Below are 18110 nucleotides of genomic sequence, written 5' to 3'. Positions count from 1 at the left end.
GACCGTACCGCCAGCTCAGTGCTCGCTGTCGAGGTGGGCCATCTGGGCCGCCGGGTAACGGTCCCCGGCCGCGGCGCCCGCGGGCACGGCCTCCTCGATCGCGGCCAGGTCGGCGGCGCTGAGCGATATCTCCATGGCACCCAGTGCCTCGGCCAGCCGGTCCCGGCGCCGGGCACCCACCAGCGGCACGATGTCCTCGCCGCGGGAGAGCACCCATGCGATGGCGGTCTGGGCCACGCTCACGCCCTTGCCCTCGGCGACCTTGCGCAGGGCGTCGACCAGACCGAGGTTCCGGTCGAGGTTGTCACCCTGGAAGCGCGGACTCATGCCGCGGAAGTCGTGCGGGCTCAGCTTGCGGTCCCGGGTGAAGTGGCCGCTGATCAGGCCGCGGGACAGTACTCCGTACGCCGTGATGCCTATGCCGAGCTCGCGGGCGGTCGGCAGGATCTCGTCCTCGATGCCGCGGGAGATGAGCGAGTACTCGATCTGGAGGTCGGCGATCGGGGCCACGGCGGCGGCCCGGCGCAGCGTGTCCGCGCCGACCTCGGAGAGGCCGATGTGGCGCACGTGCCCCGCCTCGACGGCCTCGGCGATGGCCCCGATGGTCTCCTCGATCGGGACGTCCGGGTCCACGCGGGCGATCCGGTAGATGTCGATGTGGTCCCGGCCGAGCCGCTGGAGCGAGTAGGCCAGGAAGTTCTTGACGGCCTCCGGCCGGCCGTCGTAGCCGGTGAAGCCGCCCTCGACCGTGCGCAAAGCGCCGAACTTGACGCTGGTCAGCGCCCGCTCGCGAGCCGCTGCGGGCGCGGTGCGGAGGGCTTCGTTGATCAGTAGTTCGTTGTGGCCCATGCCGTAGAAGTCGCCGGTGTCGAGCAGCGTGACGCCGGCGTCCAGGGCGGCGTGGATGGTGGCGACGGACTCCGGGCGGTCGGCCTCCCCGTACAGCGCTGACATCCCCATGCAGCCGAGGCCGAGCGGGAAGACGGACGGCCCGGTGGCCCCGAGGGTGCGGGTGGTTGCGGTGGTGTTCTCGTTCGTGGTCATGAAACGAGAATGACATGACGAGTGACAGATTTCAATATCTGTCACTCGTCAGCGTGAAGGTGACGGCTACGAAAGGACCCGCAGGGCCAGGGCAGCGGCCGAGACCGCGGTCAGGACGGCGGCCGGGGCGAGCTCGTAGTCCTTGGCGCGGAGATGGGCGATGACCGCACCGGCGAAGTAGAGGGTCACGCCGATGGCGGCGGCGACACCGAGGGGGGTGACCCACAGGCCCGCGACCAGGCCGATCGCGCCGGCCGCCTTGAGGGCGGCCAGGCGTGGCAACCAGGAGTCCGGGACCTGGACCTTGCGCATGCTGGCGACGATCTGGTCGTTGCGCTGCAGCGTGAAGGTGGCGGAGGCGGTCAGGACGAGGGCGAGGAGGCCGCCGACGACGGCGTAGGCGATGAACATGGGGATCTCCAAGGGTTGATTATTCAGAATCATTGAACATTCTCAATGATATTGCAAATATAATCATTTCTTGATTGCTACGATGTGGACCATGACGGCAGACCAGGACACATCGCACCCACCGCAGCGGCTGGGCCTGCTGCTGGCCTGGCACGGATCGGTCACCCAGGCCCGGATGAAGAAGGCGCTCAGCACGGCGGGGCTCACGCCGCGGCACGCGATGACGCTGATGCACTTGGAGGACGGCCCCATCAGCCAGCGGGCGCTGGCCGAGCGGCTGGAGGTGGACCCGAGCGTGCTCGTCGGGATCCTGAACGACCTGGAGGGCGACGGCCTGGCCGAACGCCGGCGGGACCCGGCGGACCGCCGTCGCCACAACGTGGCCATCACCGTCGCGGGATCGACGGCACTGGGCAGGACGAACGCGGCGCTCGACGAGGTCGAGCAGGGCCTGTTCGCAGGCCTGTCGGCCGGTGACCAGGACGCGCTGCGCGCCCTGCTGGCGCGGATCGACACCCGCGCGGACGACTTCGACTGCCAGGAGTAGCCCTGCCCCGTCCCTGGGCGTCGGGTCAGGCCAGGTGGCGGAGCTTGTCGGGGTTGCGGATGACCCGGATCTCGGTGATCCGGCCGTCCTCGACCTCCACGCAGGCGACGGTGTCCGGCCGTCCGGCCGTGGTGAGCAGCAGGCCCGGCCGGCCATTGACGTCGACGGCCACGACGCGCGGGGCCTCCATCGGCTGGGCGAGCACGGCTGCGAGGAAGCGGGCAACGTTCTCGGCGCCGTGCAGCGGGCGCAGGGCCGCCTTGACCTTCCCGCCGCCGTCGTTCCACGCGGTGACGTCGGGGGCGAGCAGTTCCAGCATGCGGTTCAGGTCACCCCCGAGGCACGCGGCGAGGAACTCGTCGGTGACGTGGCGCCTCACCTCGGCCGGGGCCTCGTGGCGCGGCCGGCGTGCCTGGACGTGCGACTTGGCCCGGGAGCCGACCTGGCGTACCGAGGTCTCGGTGCGGTCGAGCGTCTCGGCGATCTCCCGATACGAGAAGCCGAAGACCTCCTTGAGTACGAAGACCGCCCGCTCCAGCGGTGAGAGGCTCTCCAGAACCACCAGCATGGCGAGCGAGACCGACTCGGCCAGCTCCACGTCCCCGGTGGCGTCCGGCACGGTGACCAGCGGCTCGGGCAGCCAGGGGCCGACGTACTGCTCCCGCTTGACGGCCGCAGAACTCAGCCGGTTGAGCGCGAGGTTGGTGATCGTACGGGCCAGGTAGCCGCCCGGGCTGGCGACCTGGGCGGACGCCTGGCTGCAGCGGAGCCAGGTGTCCTGGACCAGGTCCTCGGCATCCGCGACGCTGCCGAGCATCCGGTAGGCGATGCCGAAGAGCATCGGCCGGTGCTGTTCGAAGACGGCGATCTCGATCACGTAAGGGACGGTACCGCGCAGGCCTCGGAGAAGCCCTGGCTGGTCAGGCCGAAGGCGCTGTTCATCCGGGAGCGCAAGTTCTCTAGGGCGACCGTGGCGGTGAGTTCCACGAAGGCGGCCTCGCCCAGCCGTCCCAGCAGCGCCTCGGCGAGTCCGTCGGTGACGGCGGGCTCGGTCTCGGTCATGGCCTCGGCGTACTCCATGACCTGGAGTTCCAGCTCGGTGAAGGCCTCGCGGTGGTCCCGCCACTGCGGCACCTGGGAGATCTTGTCGAGCGGCAGGCCGAGTCCGCTGCCTTCCCAGTGGCCGAAGTCCATGCACCAGGAGCAGTTGATCCGGGCCGCGGTGGCCATCACGGCGAGATGCCTCAGGGCCGGTTCGAGCGCGTTCCACTTGGCGACGGAGCGCTCCAGCTTGACGTAGGCGAGCAGGACCTTCTGGTTGTGGCCGATCGCGAGCCCGGGTTCGAGCACCTTGCCGTACGTCCGTCGGGAGTACCAGGACCCGATGCGGTTCAGCAGGGTGCGGGGCGGGGTGAGCGAGATGCGGGCGGTCATTTCGGGCCTCCAGGCTTCCGGTGGATGCGTCTGGAGGTAGGACAGGACAGCTGCCGAGCATGTGACATCGGAGCCCGTTGCCGGGCGGTCGCCCGGGTCAGGCGTCCCCCCGAGTCATGCCTTCGGCTCGGGTCAGGCGTCCGCCCGGGTGCGGGGGGTCGAAGGGTCCAGGGTGCGGGCCGTGCGGGCCGCCGTCGCGCGGGCCCAGGGGCCGCTCGTCGCCGCGCCCACCCCCAGGACCAGCAGGCCGCAGGCCGTGATGATCCACCACGCCGGGCCCGTCGCCCCGGCGAAGTCGGAGCCGTTAGCCAGCCCGGCCGCCAGGACGGCGCCGACGATCGCGACGCCCAGCGTGCTGCCCGTCTGCCGGCTGGTGGAGGCGATGGCGGCCGCGACGCCCGCCTGGGATCGAGGCATCCCGGACACCGCCGTATTGGTGATCGGCGCGTTCACCATGCCGAAGCCGAGGCCGAAGAGCACGTACCCGGTGAACATGAGCGGGGTGGACGTCTCGGCCTGGAACGCGGCGAAGAGCAGCCCGCTCGCGGCCATCGCGACCCCCGCGACGAGCAGCGGAAGCCGCGGCCCCCGGCTGCCCACCAGCCGGCCCGAAATCGGTGCGACGAGCATGGTCAGCGCGGCCATCGGCAGCATGTAGAGCCCGGCGTGCAGCGCGTCCAGCCCCCGTACGTCCTGCAGGTACAGGGTGTTCAGGAAGAGGAACCCGGCCATCCCGGAGAAGGCGCTCACGGCGATGACCGTGGCCCCGCTGAAGGGCGCGCTCCGGAAGAACCGGAAATCGATCAGCGGCTCCTCGCGCCGGGGCTCGTAGATCAGCAGCCCCACCAGCGAGGCGAAGGCCGCCAGGGCGCAGCCCATGATCAGCGGCGAGCGCCAGCCCGCCGACGGCGCCTCGATGATGCCGTACGTCAGCGTGCCCAGCAGCGCCATGACCAGCAGCTGGCCCACCGGGTCAGGGCGCCGGGCCCGCGCCGCGCGGGACTCGGGGACGTGGCGCAGGGTCAGTACGAGGGCCGCCAGCCCGATCGGCAGGTTCACCCAGAAGATCGAGCGCCAGCCCACGGAGTCCACCAGCAGACCGCCGATGAGGGGACCCGCCGCCATGGAGACGCCCGCGACCGCCCCCCACACGCCGATCGCCCGCGCCCGCTGGGCGGGATCGGTGAAGGTGTTGGTGATGATCGACATCGCCACCGGGTTCAGCATCGCGCCGCCGACGGCCTGGACCATCCGGTACGCGATCAGCCATTCGAGGCTGGGCGCGAGCGAGCACAGCAGGGATCCGGCGGTGAAGAGCACCAGACCGGCGACGAACACCCTGCGGCGGCCGATCCGGTCGGCGGTGGAGCCCGCGAGCATCAGCAGCGAGGCGAGGACCAGGGTGTAGGCGTCGATCGTCCACTGCATCCCCGCGACCGAGGCGTCCAGATCCTCGCGCATGGACGGCAGCGCGACGTTCAGGACGGTGTTGTCGAGGCTGACGATCAGCAGACTCATGCAGCAGACAGCCAGGACGATCATGCGCTGTTTGCGACTCGGCTGATTCGGCTGACTCGGCTCGATCATGCCGCCGATCGTACGTCTGCACCACCGCCCCGGCATGCGGGACAATGGGCGGATGACCACGCTCCCTCCGCCTCTCGCGATCGGCCCGCACACCGTGCAGCCCCCGGTGGTGCTCGCGCCCATGGCCGGCATCACCAATGCCCCGTTCCGTACCCTCTGCCGGGAGTTCTCGGGCGGCAAGGGGCTGTTCGTGAGCGAGATGATCACGACCCGCGCCCTGGTCGAGCGCAACGAGAAGACCATGCAGCTGATCCACTTCGACGAGACCGAGAAGCCCCGCTCGATCCAGCTGTACGGAGTCGACCCCGCGACGGTCGGCAAGGCGGTCCGCATGATCGTCGAAGAGGACCGCGCCGACCACATCGACCTCAATTTCGGCTGCCCGGTCCCCAAGGTCACCCGCAAGGGCGGTGGCTCGGCCCTCCCGTACAAGCGGAACCTGCTGCGCGCGATCCTCCGCGAGGCCGTCGCCGGCGCCGGCGACCTGCCGGTGACCATGAAGATGCGCAAGGGCATCAACGACGACCACCTCACCTACCTCGACGCCGGCCGGATCGCCGTCGAGGAGGGCGTCACCGCGATCGCCCTGCACGGACGCACCACCGCCCAGCACTACGGCGGCACCGCCGACTGGGACGCCATCGCGCGGCTCAAGGAGCACGTGCCGGAGATCCCGGTGCTCGGCAACGGCGACATCTGGTGCGCCGAGGACGCACTGCGCATGGTCCGCGAGACCGGCTGCGACGGCGTGGTCGTGGGGCGCGGCTGCCTGGGCCGCCCGTGGCTGTTCAACGACCTGGTGGCGGCCTTCGAGGGCCGCCCCGAGGACTTCCACAAGCCCACGCTGCGCGAGGTCGCGGGCACCATGCACCGCCACGCGCAACTGCTCGGGGAGTGGATCGGCGACGAGGCGCGCGGGGTGATCGACTTCCGTAAGCACGTGGCTTGGTACCTCAAGGGGTTCTCCGTCGGGTCCGAGATGCGCAAGAAGCTTGCGGTCACCTCCTCCCTGGCCGAACTGGACGCTCATCTGAGCGAGCTTGATCTGGATCAAGCCTGGCCGGAGAGCGCGGACGGTCCGCGGGGTCGGACGTCCGGAAACAACCGAGTTGTCCTGCCGGACGGCTGGCTGAAGGACCCGTACGACTGCGCGGGCATCAGCGAGGAAGCCGAACTGGACACTTCCGGAGGCTGACAAATCGCCCTCCGTGTCGCGTGATATACGCCACGCATGGGAGAGGTTTCGCTCAGATGAGCGCGAAGATCACGGGTAAGACTTTCAAAGGGTGGCACTGGGTGCCACCCTTTGTGCGTTCAATACTTGAACGCAAATAGATCGATGATCGCTCATCCGAGCGTGATCAAGCCTCAAACGCCCTTCGGCCTTCGGGATGTGAAGGCTCTTGGTCCGTTCTGATTACCCATGAGTTACTTTCGATCTGCTGGCGCACGGGTGGTTACAGCCACATGACGACCAAGTGGACGTACCCAGAAGCCTTCGATCTGGGTATGTTCCTGGCCGTCAGGGCAGCCACCGAGCCTCGAGGAGTCGAGACCCGTGTCGGAAAACAAAGATCAGAAGTTCGTCTACGACTTCACCGAGGGCAACCGGGACCTCAAGGACCTCCTCGGCGGCAAGGGAGCCAACCTCGCCGAGATGACCAACCTTGGTCTCCCCGTCCCTCCCGGCTTCACCATCACCACCGAGGCCTGCAAGGTCTACCTCGAAAGCGGCTCGGCCCCGGCCGAACTGCGCGACGAGGTCAGCGCCCACCTCGCGGCCCTCGAGGCGAAGATGGGCAAGAAGCTCGGCCAGTCGGACGACCCGCTGCTGGTCTCCGTGCGCTCCGGTGCCAAGTTCTCGATGCCCGGCATGATGGACACCGTCCTCAACATCGGCCTCTCCGACGAGTCCGTCACCGGTCTCGCCTCGCAGTCCGGTGACGAGCGCTTCGCGTGGGACTCGTACCGCCGCCTCATCCAGATGTTCGGCAAGACCGTCCTCGGCGTCGAGGGCGAGCTCTTCGAGGACGCCCTCGACGAGGCCAAGGCCGCCAAGAAGGTCACCGTCGACACCGACCTCGACGCCGCCGACCTGAAGAAGCTGGTCAAGGTCTTCAAGAAGATCGTGGCGAAGGAAGCCGGCCGCGAGTTCCCGCAGGCCGCCCGCGAGCAGATGGACCTCGCCGTCGAGGCGGTCTTCAACTCCTGGAACACCGACCGCGCCAAGCTCTACCGCCGCCAGGAGCGCATCCCCGGCGACCTGGGCACCGCCGTCAACATCTGCTCCATGGTCTTCGGCAACCTCGGCCCCGACTCCGGCACCGGCGTCGCCTTCACCCGCGACCCCGCCAGCGGCCACCAGGGCGTCTACGGCGACTACCTCCAGAACGCCCAGGGCGAGGACGTGGTCGCGGGTATCCGCAACACCGTGCCGCTCGCGGACCTGGAGGCCATCGACAAGGCCTCGTACGACCAGCTCATGACGATCATGGAGACGCTGGAGACCCACTACAAGGATCTCTGCGACATCGAGTTCACCATCGAGCGCGGCCAGCTGTGGATGCTGCAGACCCGCGTGGGCAAGCGCACCGCCGGTGCCGCCTTCCGCATCGCCACCCAGCTCGTGGACCAGGGCCTGATCGACGAGGCCGAGGCCCTCCAGCGCGTCACCGGCCACCAGCTCGCGCAGCTGATGTTCCCGCGCTTCGACGAGAACGCGAACACCACGCTGCTGGGCCGCGGCATCGCCGCCTCCCCGGGCGCGGCGGTCGGCAAGGCCGTCTTCGACTCGTACACGGCCGTCAAGTGGTCCCGCTCCGGCGAGAAGGTCATCCTGATCCGCCGCGAGACCAACCCGGACGACCTGGACGGCATGATCGCCTCCGAGGGCATCCTGACCTCGCGCGGCGGCAAGACTTCGCACGCGGCCGTCGTCGCCCGCGGCATGGGCAAGACCTGTGTCTGCGGCGCCGAGGAGCTCGACGTCGACACCAAGCGCCGCCGCCTGACGGTCGGCGAGACGGTCATCGAAGAGGGCGACGTCGTCTCGATCGACGGCTCCACCGGCAAGGTCTACCTCGGTGAGGTACCCGTCGTACCGTCCCCGGTCGTCGAGTACTTCGAGGGCCGGATGCACGCCGGTGCCGACGACGCCAACGAGCTGGTCCAGGCCGTCCACCGGATCATGGCGTACGCGGACCGCGTCCGCCGCCTGCGGGTGCGCGCCAACGCCGACAACGCCGAGGACGCACTGCGCGCCCGCCGCTTCGGCGCCCAGGGCATCGGCCTGTGCCGCACCGAGCACATGTTCCTCGGAGAGCGCCGCGAGATGGTCGAGCGCCTGATCCTTGCGGACACCGACGGCGAGCGCGACGAGGCACTCAGTGCCCTCCTGCCGCTGCAGAAGAAGGACTTCGTCGAGCTGTTCGAGGCGATGGACGGCCTGCCCGTCACCGTCCGCCTGCTCGACCCGCCGCTGCACGAGTTCCTGCCCGACATCACCGAGCTGTCGGTGCGCGTCGCCCTCGCCGAGTCCCGCAAGGACGCCAACGAGAACGACCTGCGCCTGCTCCAGGCCGTGCACAAGCTGCACGAGCAGAACCCGATGTTGGGTCTGCGCGGTGTCCGCCTCGGCCTGGTCATCCCCGGTCTGTTCGCCATGCAGGTACGGGCGATCGCCGAGGCCGCCGCCGAGCGCAAGAACGCCAAGGGCGACCCGCGCGCCGAGATCATGGTTCCGCTCGTGGGCACCGTCCAGGAGCTGGAGATCGTCCGCGAGGAGGCCGACCGGGTCATCGCCGAGGTCGAGGCCGCCACCGGCACCAGCCTCAAGCTGACCATCGGCACGATGATCGAGCTGCCGCGCGCCGCCCTGACGGCCGACCAGATCGCCGAGGCCGCGCAGTTCTTCTCCTTCGGCACGAACGACCTGACCCAGACGGTGTGGGGCTTCTCCCGCGACGACGTCGAGGCCAGCTTCTTCACCGCGTACCTGGAGAAGGGGATCTTCGGGGTCTCGCCCTTCGAGACCATCGACAAGGACGGCGTCGGCACGCTGGTCCGCAGCGCCGTCGAGGCCGGCCGGGCCACCCGCCCCGACCTCAAGCTCGGCGTCTGCGGCGAGCACGGCGGCGACCCCGAGTCGGTCCACTTCTTCCACGAGGTCGGCCTCGACTACGTCTCCTGCTCGCCCTTCCGGATTCCGGTGGCGCGCCTGGAGGCCGGTCGCGCGGCCGCCGAGGCGAAGGGCAGCGACAGCCGCTGATCCCCGGCCCTGAGAAGGGCCTCACAGACCGCGCCTGCCCCCGGGTTCCCTGACGCCCTGGGGGCGGGCGCGCCTATTTTTTGCTGTTCAACAAATCTTTACGCCAGCAGGCGGTGGACGGATCCCCACCCGTCCACCGCCGCTGTCATTCTGCCGGGCACGTCGGCGCTTCCCGGTGCGACCGACCGCCAGGCCCCGCAAAGCCCCCCACGGCCTTCGCGGAGCGTTTCGGTCGCATCGGAGTGTGCCCGGCGGAGTACAGGATTTCGGTTGTCACGCCCCTGCCGAAAGGGGTTTCAACTGTGGCCGAAAGGGCGTGGTGACCACGTGTGACTGCATGCATACTCATGGGGCGGGGGGATTGCGGTTGCACAGGTGGGGGTTCGGTGCTGCGTATCCATTTCACTGGAGTGGACCTGGCACGCGTACGGATGGCAGGGCGTCCCGATGCGTTGTGGGAGACGATTCTCAGCTTTCACCGCTTAAGAGACCGGCGTGATGCCCGGTTGTTCGGTGAATGGCGTACGGAAACCCGGAGCAGGTTGAATAGTGAAACACGCTTGATCGGTGCGCTCATACCGAGTCGCGGCTATTTCCCCGATTTCCTGACCCCTGTGGAGGGGCAGTACGGGTGGGACCTGGGCCTCGACGCCCTGCGTGCCATCCGCCCCGAGCGGATGCGCCGCGAGCTGGCGCTGCTGGGCGCGGGAACGGGCCTCGGGGCGGCCTTCGGGATGCCCTCCGCCGTGAGCGGGGGCCCCGACACCACGGTCCCGCGGCGGTTGCGGGAGTTCATGGACGGCGGCACCGAGCAGCTGCCGAGGCTGCTCGGCGAGCTGCGCGGATACCACCGGGCGGCCGTGGAGCCGTACTGGACGCACATCCAGGCCCAGATCGAGGCCGAGCGGGCCGCGCGCGGCCGGGCCCTGCTGGACGGGGGCGCGGACGAACTGCTGGCCTCGCTGCCGCCGATGCTGCGCTGGCGTGCCCCGGTGCTGGAGTGCGACTACCCCGTGGACCGGGACGTACGGCTGCGCGGGCGGGGGCTGCTGCTCCAGCCGTCCTTCTTCTGCCGGCGCACCGCGGTGACCCTGCACGACCCGGAGCTGCCGCCGGTGCTGGTCTATCCGGCCGCCGCGCACCTGGCCTCGGCGCCCGCGGGCGGCGAGTCGGCCCGGCCCGTGGAGGAGCACCGCCAGCGCACCCTGGGCAAGCTCGTCGGGCACACCCGCTCGGTGGTGCTGCGGGCCATAGGCGACGGCGCCACCACCAGCGAACTGGCCCGCCGGGCCGGGGTCTCACTGGCCTCCGCCAGCCAGCACGCCTGCGTGATGCGCGAGGCGGGGCTGGTCACCACGCTCCGCCACGGGAACGCGGTGCTGCACACGGTGACCCCGCTGGGCGCCGCGCTGCTCCGGGGCGGGGCCGTGGCCTCCTGAGGCACGTGCGGCCCCGGCCCGGTGAAGGGCCGGGGCCGCACGGGACGGATGCGGATCCGCGGGTACCCGTCAGGTACGGAACGGGCCCGTCACCTCGTAGGTGATGCCGCCGGTCGAGCTTCCGCTCGTACCGCGCTGGCTGCTGAAGAAGAGGCGGCTGCCGTCGGGGGAGAACGCCGGGCCGGTGATCTCCGAGGAGGACTGGCCGGTGATCCGCAGGAAGGGGGCGACCACGTCGTCCGGCGTGATCAGGCAGATCTCCATGTTGCCGCCGTCCTCGGCGACGTACAGGTCGCCGTACGAGGACCCGGTGACGTTGTCCACGCCCGTCAGCGGGGCCGCGCCGCCGGGTACGAGCGAGTCGTCGTAGGCCAGCTCGTACGTGCTGCTCGCCAGGTTGAGCTGCCAGACCCGGTTGTCGCCCTTGGTGGTGAACCAGACCGTGTCGTTGGCGTAGTGGCAGCCCTCGCCGCCGTTGAACTTCTTGGAGCCGGAGACCTGGGTGCGGGTGGTGGTCGGGGAGCCGTCCGGGTCCGGCACGTTCTGCCAGGTGAAGGACCCGGAGGTGGCGGTCCCGGCGACGAGCACCTGGAGGGTGCCGGAGGCGAGATTGCCCCAGGTGGCCGGGATGAAGCGGTAGAAGCAGCCGCTGGTCTCGTCCTCGGTCAGGTAGATCACCTGGCGCACCGGGTCGGCGGCGGCCGCCTCGTGCTTGAAGCGGCCCATCGCGGGGCGCTGCACCGCCGCGTTCACGCCGTAGGGGTCGGTCTCGTAGACGTAGCCGAGGCTGACCTCCTCGCAGGACAGCCAGGTGTTCCACGGGGTCTTGCCGCCCGCGCAGTTCTGCCGCGTGTTGGAGAGGATCCGGTAGGAGCCGGTGATGGTGCCCGAGGAGTCGAACTTCACCGCGCTCACGCCGCCGGAGGGGTTGATCTCCGAGTTCGACACGTAGATCCAGCCCGTGCCGTCCGCGAAGCACGCGCCGCCGTCCGGGGCGCTGTGCCACTTGTAGGTGGTGGGTCCGACGTTCTGGCCGGAGCGGGCGATCACCCGGCTGCTGAAGCCGGCGGGCAGCTGGATGCCGTTGGCGTCCGCCGCGCCGAGCGCGCCGTAGGGCCCGGCACCGGGCTGGGCGGGGGCGGCGTAGGCGGCCCCGTGCATCAAGGTGCCGCCGAAGGCGGCGGCCGACGAACCGATCACCGCGCCGCGCAGGAAGGTACGACGTTCCACGGTCACTCCTGGGGGGAGGAAGGCCCCGCGGCCGGTCGGGCGCGGAGTCGCTCGCACCGGGGAACCTAGGGGCACCGAATTGACGCGACATCAATTCCTCGTGACGTACAGCGGGACTTTCGCCCCTGGAGAAGAGCGCCGTGGGGAAGGATGGTGGAACGATGAGCCAATTCGCCGCCGCCGGGGACATCTCGGGCCGCGCCGACCTCGACGTCGTGCTGCGCCGCTTCTACACGGCCGCCTTCGCGGATGCGCGGATCGGGCCCTTCTTCACGGAGATCGCGGGCACGGACCTGGAGGCCCACCTGCCCCGGATCACCGACTTCTGGGAGCGGGCCCTCTTCCGCACCGCCGACTACCGGCGCGACGCCTTCGCCCCGCACGGCGCCCTGCACTCCGCCCGGGCGATGACCGCCGCGGACTTCGGCCGCTGGGTGCAGCTGTGGCGCGCGACGATCGACGGCCGGCACCACGGGCCGAACGCCGAGCGCGCCAAGGAGCTGGGCGAGCGGATCGCGCTGGCCCTCCACAAGCGGCTGGCCGGTACGGACGCGGAGTTGCTGCGCGGCGAGGGCGCGGCCGGCTTCGTACCGCTGGCGGCCCTGAAGCTGCGCTCGGCAGCGGCCTGACCTGCGGTTTCTGACGAAGTCAAAAAAACTCGCGCGGAAGCGATGAGTTTCCCGGGCCGCCACGGTCTCACTCTCGAAAGCGCCGAAGTGCACACGAGAGAAGAGAGACCGAGATGTCCGCGACCATGATCTTCGTCAACCTGCCCGTCAAGGACCTGGGCGCCAGCAAGGCCTTCTGGGGCAAGCTGGGCTACTCCTTCAACGCCCAGTTCACCGACGAGAACTGCGCCTCCATGGTCATCAGCGACACCATCGTGGCCATGCTGCTGACCGAGGCCCGCTACAAGGACTTCACCCACAAGGAGATCGCGGACGCCACCAAGACCTCCGAGGTCCTGCTCTGTCTGAGCGCCGAAAGCCGCGCCGCGGTGGACGAGCTGGTCGACGGGGCCCTGGCGGCCGGGGCCACCGAGCCCCGCCCGGCCCAGGACCACGGCGTCATGTACGGCCGGGCCTTCGACGACCTCGACGGCCACACCTGGGAGATCATGTGGATGGACCCGGCCATGGTCCAGGGCTGAGCGCCCGGCCCCGTGGTCAGGAGGTCGCGGCGGTCCGCACCGGGTAGGTCCGGACCGCCACCTCCTCGTCGTCCAGGCAGCGCCCCGACTCCAGGTCGAAGCGCTGCTTCAGCAGCGGCGAGGCCACGAAGGGCCGGCCCGCCACGGTTCCCAGCAGTCCCCGCGAGAGGACGTGCGCCCCGGTGAAGGGGTCCTGGTTGCCGATGGCGTACGCACGCCCCGCGCGGTCGACGAACACGGCGGCCTGGCTCCCGTCGGGCAGCAGGGCCGCCACCCCGCGCCCGGGGGTGAGCGCGGACAGCTCGCACACCGTCAGCCAGCCCTCCGCCACCTGCAGTTCCACGGTCATCGGACTCCTCCGATCGTCAGGACGGCCAGGTCGGGCTTGACCTGGTCGCGCTCGGGGACGAACTTCACGGTCGGGTCGGGGGCGCCGGGCGCGTTGACGAAGGACACGAACCGGCGCAGCCGCTCCGGGTCCTCCAGCGTCTCGGCCCACTCGTCCCGGTAGTGCGCCACGTGGTCGGCCATCAGGGACTCCAGCTCCGCGCACAGCCCGAGCGAGTCGTGCACGATCACGTCCCGCAGGTGGTCCAGTCCCCCCTCCAGCCGCTCCAGCCAGCTGGAGGTCCGCTCCAGCCGGTCGGCGGTGCGGATGTAGAACATCAGGAACCGGTCGATCAGCCGGATCAGTTCCGCGTCCGACAGGTCCTGGGCCAGGAGGTCGGCGTGGCGCGGGGTGGCCCCGCCGTTGCCGCCCACGTAGAGGTTCCAGCCGCTCGCCGTCGCGATGACCCCGAAGTCCTTGCTCTGCGCCTCCGCGCACTCGCGGGTGCAGCCGGAGACCGCCGACTTGAGCTTGTGCGGGGCGCGCAGCCCCCGGTAGCGCAGCTCCAGGTCGATGGCCATCCGTACGCTGTCCTGCACTCCGTACCGGCACCAGGTCTGTCCCACGCAGGACTTCACCGTCCGCAGGGCCTTCCCGTACGCGTGCCCGGACTCGAATCCGGCGTCGACGAGCCGCGCCCAGATCCGGGGGAGCTGGTCCACGCTCGCGCCGAAGAGGTCGATCCGCTGACCGCCGGTGATCTTCGTGTAGAGGCCGAAGTCGCGGGCCACCTCGCCGATCACGATCAGCTTGTCGGGGGTGATCTCGCCGCCGGGGATGCGGGGGACGACCGAGTACGAGCCGTTGCGCTGCATGTTCGCGAGGAAATGGTCGTTGGTGTCCTGGAGGGCGGCCTGCTCCCCGTCCAGGACGTAGCCGCTCGCGCCGAGGGTCGCGGCGAGCGAGGCGATGACCGAGCCGACGGCGGGCTTGCACACCTCGCAGCCGTTACCGCCGCGGGCCTCGGGGCGGCCGTGGCCGTCGAGGAGCTCCTGGTACGAGGTCAGGCGGCGGGTGCGGACGATCTCGTAGAGCTCGGCACGGGTGAAGGGGAAGCAGCCGCACAGCCCCTTGTCGGCGGCGGCGGGCAGCAGCTGCCCGATCACCTTGAGGCACCCGCCGCAGCCGGTGCCCGCCTTGGTGCACTTCTTGACCTCGGGGAGGGTGGTGAAGGCGGTGATGGCCTTCTTGGTGACGTTGTGGCAGGAGCAGATCACCGCGTGGTCGGGGAGCGAGGACGGGCCGAGCGCGACGGGCGCGCCGACACCGGCCGGCAGGACCAGCTGCTCGGGGGCGACGGGCGGGACGCTGCCGGTGAGCGGGCGCAGCAGGCCGTACGAGTCCGCGTCGCCGACCAGGACGCCGCCGAGGAGGATCCCGTCGGGGGAGACGACCAGCTTCTTGTAGACGCCGGAGCGGGAGTCGGACCAGACGACGTCCAGGCTGCCCTCGGTGGCCCCGTGGGCGTCGCCGAAGGACGCCACGTCCACGCCGAGCAGCTTGAGCTTGGTGGAGAGGTCGGCTCCGGTGAACTCCTTCTCGCGGCCCAGCAGGTCCTCGGCGGCCGTCTCGGCCATCTCGTAGCCGGGGGCGACCAGCCCGTAGACCCGGCCGTCGCAGGCGAGGGCGCACTCGCCGACGGCGTAGACGTGCGGGTCCGAGGTGCGGCAGCGGGCGTCGACCGCGATGCCGCCGCGCTCGCCGACGTCCAGTCCCGCGTCGCGGGCCAGCTGGTCGCGGGGGCGGACTCCGGCGGAGAAGACGACGAGGCCGGTGTCGACGGTGGAGCCGTCGGAGAGCCGCATCCCGCTGACCCGGCCGTCCTCGCCGGTCAGCACCTCCTGGGTGCCGACACCGGTGTGCACGGTGAGGCCCATGGACTCGATGGTGCGCAGGAGGGCGGCGCCGCCGCCTTCGTCGACCTGTACGGGCATCAGGCGCGGGGCGAACTCGACGACGCGGGTGGCGAGGCCGAGCCCCTGGAGGGCGCCGGCGGCTTCGAGCCCGAGGAGTCCGCCACCGACGACCGCGCCGCTGGTGTGGTCCTTCGCGTACTCCTCGATGGCGAGGAGGTCCTCGATGGTGCGGTAGACGAAGCAGCCGGGGGCGTCCTTGCCGGGGACGGGCGGCACGAAGGGGTAGCTGCCGGTGGCCAGGACCAGGACGTCGTACGGGAACACCTGCCCGGACCGGGAGGTCACCGTGCGGGCCGCCCGGTCGATGTGCTCGGCGGGGTCGTCGAGGTGGAGCGCGATGCCGTGCTCGGCCATGAAGCCGGGGGGCGTCATGGACAGGTCCTCGGCGGTGCTTCCGGAGAAGTACGAGGTCAGGTGTACGCGGTCGTAGGCGGGCCGGGGCTCCTCGCAGAGCACGGTGATCCGGTGGGTCCGGGTCGCGCCGCGTTCGGCCAGGGCCTCCAGGTAGCGCTGGCCGACCATGCCGTGCCCGATGAGCACGATCGCGGGCAGGGGCTCGGTCATGTCAGTGGCCTCCGTCGTCGGTGAGCAGGTGGAACAGGTCGTGCGGTGATTCGTCGCCCTCCCAGGTGCGGGCGAGGGCGCCCACGGTGGAGAGCTCGCCGAGCAGCACCCCGCCGACGAGGCGGTCGCCGCGGACGACGACCGTCCGGTAGGTCCGGCGGGTGGCGTCGGCGAGGCGGACCACGTCGTCGCCGGGGCGGGGGTTCGGTTCGCCGAAGGCGGCGAGGTCGAAGTGCGCGTCGGCTCCGCCGAGGGTGAGGCGGGTCAGGGCGCGGGTGCCGGTGTATTCCGTGGGGGAGCCGGTGAGGGTGGCGGCGAGGGCGTCGGCCTGCTCCAGCGCCGGGCCGGCCAGGCCGTACACCCGGCCGGCGTGCTCGGCGCAGTCGCCGATGGCGTGGATGCGGGGGTCGCTGGTGCGGAGCAGGCCGTCGACCACGATGCCCGTGAGGACGTCGAGGCCGGCGGCCTGGGCGAGGCCGGTGCGGGGCCGGACGCCGCAGGCGAGCACGACGAGGTCGGCGTCGAGCCGGTAGCCGTCGGCGAGCTCGACCCCGGTGACCTTCCGCAGCCCCGGCGCCGACGCCGCGGGTTGCGTGGTCAGGCCGCGGACCCGGCACTCCGTGTGGATCTCCACGCCGAGACCGGTCAGGTGGGCGTCCAGCAAGGCCGAGGCGCCCGCGTCCAGCTGCCGCTCCATCAGGCGCTCCGCCTGCTGGGCCAGGACCACCTGCGCACCCCGCGCGGCGAGCGCGCGGGCCGCCGAGACGCCCAGCAGGCCCCCGCCGATCACCACCGCCCGCACCCCGGGGCGTACGGCCGCCGACAGGGCGAGGCAGTCGTCCATCGTGCGGAACGCGTGGACCCCTTCGGGCAGATCCCGCCCCCCGGGATCGAACAGGCCGCGCAGCGGAGGGAGTACCGGGTTGGACCCGGTCGCCAGTACCAGGGTGTCGTACGCCAGCGCCGCGCCGTCGTCGCAGTGCACCAGGCGGTCGGCCCGGTCGACGCGAACCGCCCGGACGCCCCGCCGCAGCGCCGGGCCGGGCGCCGGGAGGGCGGCCACCTCCGGCGCGTACCGGCCCGCCAGCACCTCGGCGAGCAGTACCCGGTTGTACGGGACGTGCGACTCCTCGCCGAGAACGGTCACCTCCGCGCTCCCGCCCAGCCGCGCAGCGAGCCGCAGGCCCGCGAGGCCGCCGCCGATCACCACCACACGCTGCTCCGATGTCATGCCCCGAGCGTGCGCGACCGCTGTTTCCCCGCCGGATCGCTGCTGTTACCCAGGGGGAACGCCCACCTCAGCACCCGGGTTAAGCGCCCGTGAGGCTTTCCTCAAGGCCGACTTAAGGATCACCACCGGCGCCGTACGGGCCCCTAGCGTGGCCCGCATGCGAGATGCGGCGGTGCGGGTCAGGGGCGGGATGCTGGGCGGGGCGGGGGTGGTGGTCCTGCTCACCGCCCTGCCGTTCTCGCTGTCCGCGCCGGTCCGCGGGAACACCCTGCGCATCACCGTCAAGGGGCTCGGCGGCCACTCCCGCCGGATCCGCCGACTGCGCCCCGGCGCGCGGGTCCTGGCCACCGGGCCGTTCGGGGCGCTCACCGCCGCCCGCCGGACGCGGCCCAAGGTGCTGCTGATCGCGGGCGGGGTCGGGATCACGCCGATGCGGGCCCTGTTCGAGACGCTGCCCGGCGGCCCCGGGGACATCACCCTGCTCTACCGGGCCGGGGCCGAGGAGCACCTCGTACTGCGCTCCGAGCTGGAGGCGATCGCCGCCGAGCGGCAGGCCGGGCTGCACTACCTGCTCGGGTCCTCCGGCGGCGCCTACGATCCGCTCGCCCCGCAGGCATTGGCCGCGCTGGTGCCGGGCCTGGCCGAGCACGACGTGTACCTGTGCGGGCCGCCTGGCATGGCCGAGGCGGCCCGGGCCGCGCTGCTGCGGGCCGGGGTGCCGGCCGGACGCATCCATTCCGAGTGCTTCAGCTTCTGACCTTCCGAGAGGACCCGCCCCGCCGTGCGTCACCCGCTGCACATCGCCCTGTCCGTGCCCGCACCGGCACCCGCACCCGCACCCGCGCCCGCCGTCACGCGCCGGGCCGCGGCTCGCCACCGCAAACCCTCCCCCCTGCGGCTGG

The 18110-nt window shown here is 71.1% G+C and carries 15 protein-coding genes and 1 pseudogene; 7 read left to right on the top strand and 9 right to left on the bottom strand.

Features of this window, described 5'->3' with window-relative positions; genetic code table 11:
* Positions 1–15: 15 nt before the first annotated feature.
* Both OG737_RS08785 and OG737_RS08780 read right to left on the bottom strand, forming a co-directional pair.
* Positions 16–1044, bottom strand: a complete 1029-nt coding sequence (locus OG737_RS08785; protein WP_328925641.1) for an aldo/keto reductase — start codon at positions 1042–1044, stop codon at positions 16–18.
* A gap of 66 nt (positions 1045–1110) precedes the next feature.
* The gene (locus tag OG737_RS08780; RefSeq protein ID WP_328925640.1) at positions 1111–1467 is read right to left on the bottom strand and encodes a DoxX family protein; all 357 of its coding nucleotides are present in this window, start codon (positions 1465–1467) and stop codon (positions 1111–1113) included.
* 79 nt (positions 1468–1546) lie between these two features.
* Between OG737_RS08780 and OG737_RS08775 the strand changes: the two genes are divergently transcribed.
* Positions 1547–2002 carry a MarR family winged helix-turn-helix transcriptional regulator gene (locus OG737_RS08775; protein WP_328925639.1) on the top strand — a complete coding sequence of 152 codons (456 nt, stop codon included), beginning with the start codon at positions 1547–1549 and terminating at the stop codon, positions 2000–2002.
* 25 nt (positions 2003–2027) lie between these two features.
* Here the strand turns inward: OG737_RS08775 and OG737_RS08770 are convergent, their stop codons facing one another.
* The 3 genes from OG737_RS08770 to OG737_RS08760 form a co-directional block, all read right to left on the bottom strand.
* Positions 2028–2879, bottom strand: a complete 852-nt coding sequence (locus OG737_RS08770; protein WP_328925638.1) for an RNA polymerase sigma-70 factor — start codon at positions 2877–2879, stop codon at positions 2028–2030.
* A complete protein-coding gene (locus OG737_RS08765) occupies positions 2876–3436 on the bottom strand; it encodes a carboxymuconolactone decarboxylase family protein (RefSeq protein ID WP_405921386.1) in 561 nt (186 codons plus the stop codon). The genes OG737_RS08770 and OG737_RS08765 overlap by 4 nt, the downstream gene beginning before the upstream one ends.
* Positions 3437–3568: 132 nt before the next feature.
* Positions 3569–5023 carry an MFS transporter gene (locus tag OG737_RS08760; RefSeq protein ID WP_405679976.1) on the bottom strand — a complete coding sequence of 485 codons (1455 nt, stop codon included), beginning with the start codon at positions 5021–5023 and terminating at the stop codon, positions 3569–3571.
* 34 nt (positions 5024–5057) lie between these two features.
* Here OG737_RS08760 and dusB point away from each other — a divergent pair, with 34 nt between their 5' ends.
* The 3 genes from dusB to OG737_RS08745 all read left to right on the top strand — a co-directional run bounded on the left by dusB (position 5058) and on the right by OG737_RS08745 (position 10729).
* Positions 5058–6218: a tRNA dihydrouridine synthase DusB gene (gene dusB / locus OG737_RS08755; RefSeq protein ID WP_328925635.1), complete on the top strand. Its 1161-nt coding sequence runs from the start codon at positions 5058–5060 to the stop codon at positions 6216–6218.
* Between the two features lie 363 nt (positions 6219–6581).
* Positions 6582–9290 (top strand): pyruvate, phosphate dikinase, encoded by a 2709-nt coding sequence (ppdK, locus tag OG737_RS08750; protein WP_328925634.1) that lies wholly within the window; start codon positions 6582–6584, stop codon positions 9288–9290.
* A gap of 386 nt (positions 9291–9676) precedes the next feature.
* On the top strand, positions 9677–10729 hold the full coding sequence (locus OG737_RS08745) for a winged helix-turn-helix domain-containing protein (RefSeq protein WP_328925633.1): 1053 nt from the start codon (positions 9677–9679) through the stop codon (positions 10727–10729).
* 69 nt (positions 10730–10798) lie between these two features.
* Here OG737_RS08745 and OG737_RS08740 read toward each other — a convergent pair whose 3' ends face one another.
* Positions 10799–11959 (bottom strand): alkaline phosphatase PhoX, encoded by a 1161-nt coding sequence (locus tag OG737_RS08740; protein WP_328925632.1) that lies wholly within the window; start codon positions 11957–11959, stop codon positions 10799–10801.
* A gap of 161 nt (positions 11960–12120) precedes the next feature.
* On the opposite strand from OG737_RS08740, the gene OG737_RS08735 reads away from it, so the two are divergent.
* Positions 12121–12588 (top strand): group III truncated hemoglobin, encoded by a 468-nt coding sequence (locus OG737_RS08735; RefSeq protein ID WP_328925631.1) that lies wholly within the window; start codon positions 12121–12123, stop codon positions 12586–12588.
* A 113-nt stretch (positions 12589–12701) separates the two neighbouring features.
* Entirely contained in the window at positions 12702–13109 is a 408-nt protein-coding gene (locus tag OG737_RS08730; protein WP_328925630.1) for a VOC family protein, read from the top strand.
* Positions 13110–13125: 16 nt separating this feature from the next.
* On the opposite strand, the gene nirD is transcribed toward OG737_RS08730, so the two are convergent.
* Genes nirD through OG737_RS08715 form a run of 3 tightly spaced genes read right to left on the bottom strand, consistent with a single transcriptional unit; the run spans position 13126 to position 17208 of the window.
* Positions 13126–13458 carry a nitrite reductase small subunit NirD gene (nirD, locus tag OG737_RS08725; RefSeq protein ID WP_328925629.1) on the bottom strand — a complete coding sequence of 111 codons (333 nt, stop codon included), beginning with the start codon at positions 13456–13458 and terminating at the stop codon, positions 13126–13128.
* A complete protein-coding gene (gene nirB / locus OG737_RS08720) occupies positions 13455–15977 on the bottom strand; it encodes a nitrite reductase large subunit NirB (RefSeq protein WP_405921385.1) in 2523 nt (840 codons plus the stop codon). The genes nirD and nirB overlap by 4 nt, the downstream gene beginning before the upstream one ends.
* Position 15978: 1 nt before the next feature.
* Positions 15979–17208, bottom strand: coding sequence for an FAD-dependent oxidoreductase (locus tag OG737_RS08715; protein WP_328925627.1), 1230 nt, complete (start codon positions 17206–17208; stop codon positions 15979–15981).
* Positions 17209–17431: 223 nt separating this feature from the next.
* Here OG737_RS08715 and OG737_RS08710 point away from each other — a divergent pair.
* A pseudogene (locus tag OG737_RS08710) lies at positions 17432–17965 on the top strand (ferric reductase); the annotation flags it as partial.
* Positions 17966–18110: the final 145 nt, after the last annotated feature.

Origin of the sequence: Streptomyces sp. NBC_00122 (assembly GCF_045160845.1) — a bacterium.
GTDB lineage: Bacteria > Actinomycetota > Actinomycetes > Streptomycetales > Streptomycetaceae > Streptomyces.
This window is presented reverse-complemented; position numbering and strand designations above follow the sequence as displayed.

Bases quoted from the DNA above. Each gene is read 5' to 3' on its own strand.
- nirB (WP_405921385.1), bottom strand. From the start codon at position 15,977: ATGACCGAGCCCCTGCCCGCGATCGTGCTCATCGGGCACGGCATGGTC.
- OG737_RS08760 (WP_405679976.1), bottom strand. From the start codon at position 5,023: ATGATCGAGCCGAGTCAGCCGAATCAGCCGAGTCGCAAACAGCGCATG.
- dusB (WP_328925635.1), top strand. From the start codon at position 5,058: ATGCGGGACAATGGGCGGATGACCACGCTCCCTCCGCCTCTCGCGATC.
- OG737_RS08730 (WP_328925630.1), top strand. From the start codon at position 12,702: ATGTCCGCGACCATGATCTTCGTCAACCTGCCCGTCAAGGACCTGGGC.
- OG737_RS08785 (WP_328925641.1), bottom strand. From the start codon at position 1,044: ATGACCACGAACGAGAACACCACCGCAACCACCCGCACCCTCGGGGCC.
- OG737_RS08715 (WP_328925627.1), bottom strand. From the start codon at position 17,208: ATGACATCGGAGCAGCGTGTGGTGGTGATCGGCGGCGGCCTCGCGGGC.
- nirD (WP_328925629.1), bottom strand. From the start codon at position 13,458: ATGACCGTGGAACTGCAGGTGGCGGAGGGCTGGCTGACGGTGTGCGAG.
- OG737_RS08775 (WP_328925639.1), top strand. From the start codon at position 1,547: ATGACGGCAGACCAGGACACATCGCACCCACCGCAGCGGCTGGGCCTG.
- OG737_RS08765 (WP_405921386.1), bottom strand. From the start codon at position 3,436: ATGACCGCCCGCATCTCGCTCACCCCGCCCCGCACCCTGCTGAACCGC.
- OG737_RS08735 (WP_328925631.1), top strand. From the start codon at position 12,121: ATGAGCCAATTCGCCGCCGCCGGGGACATCTCGGGCCGCGCCGACCTC.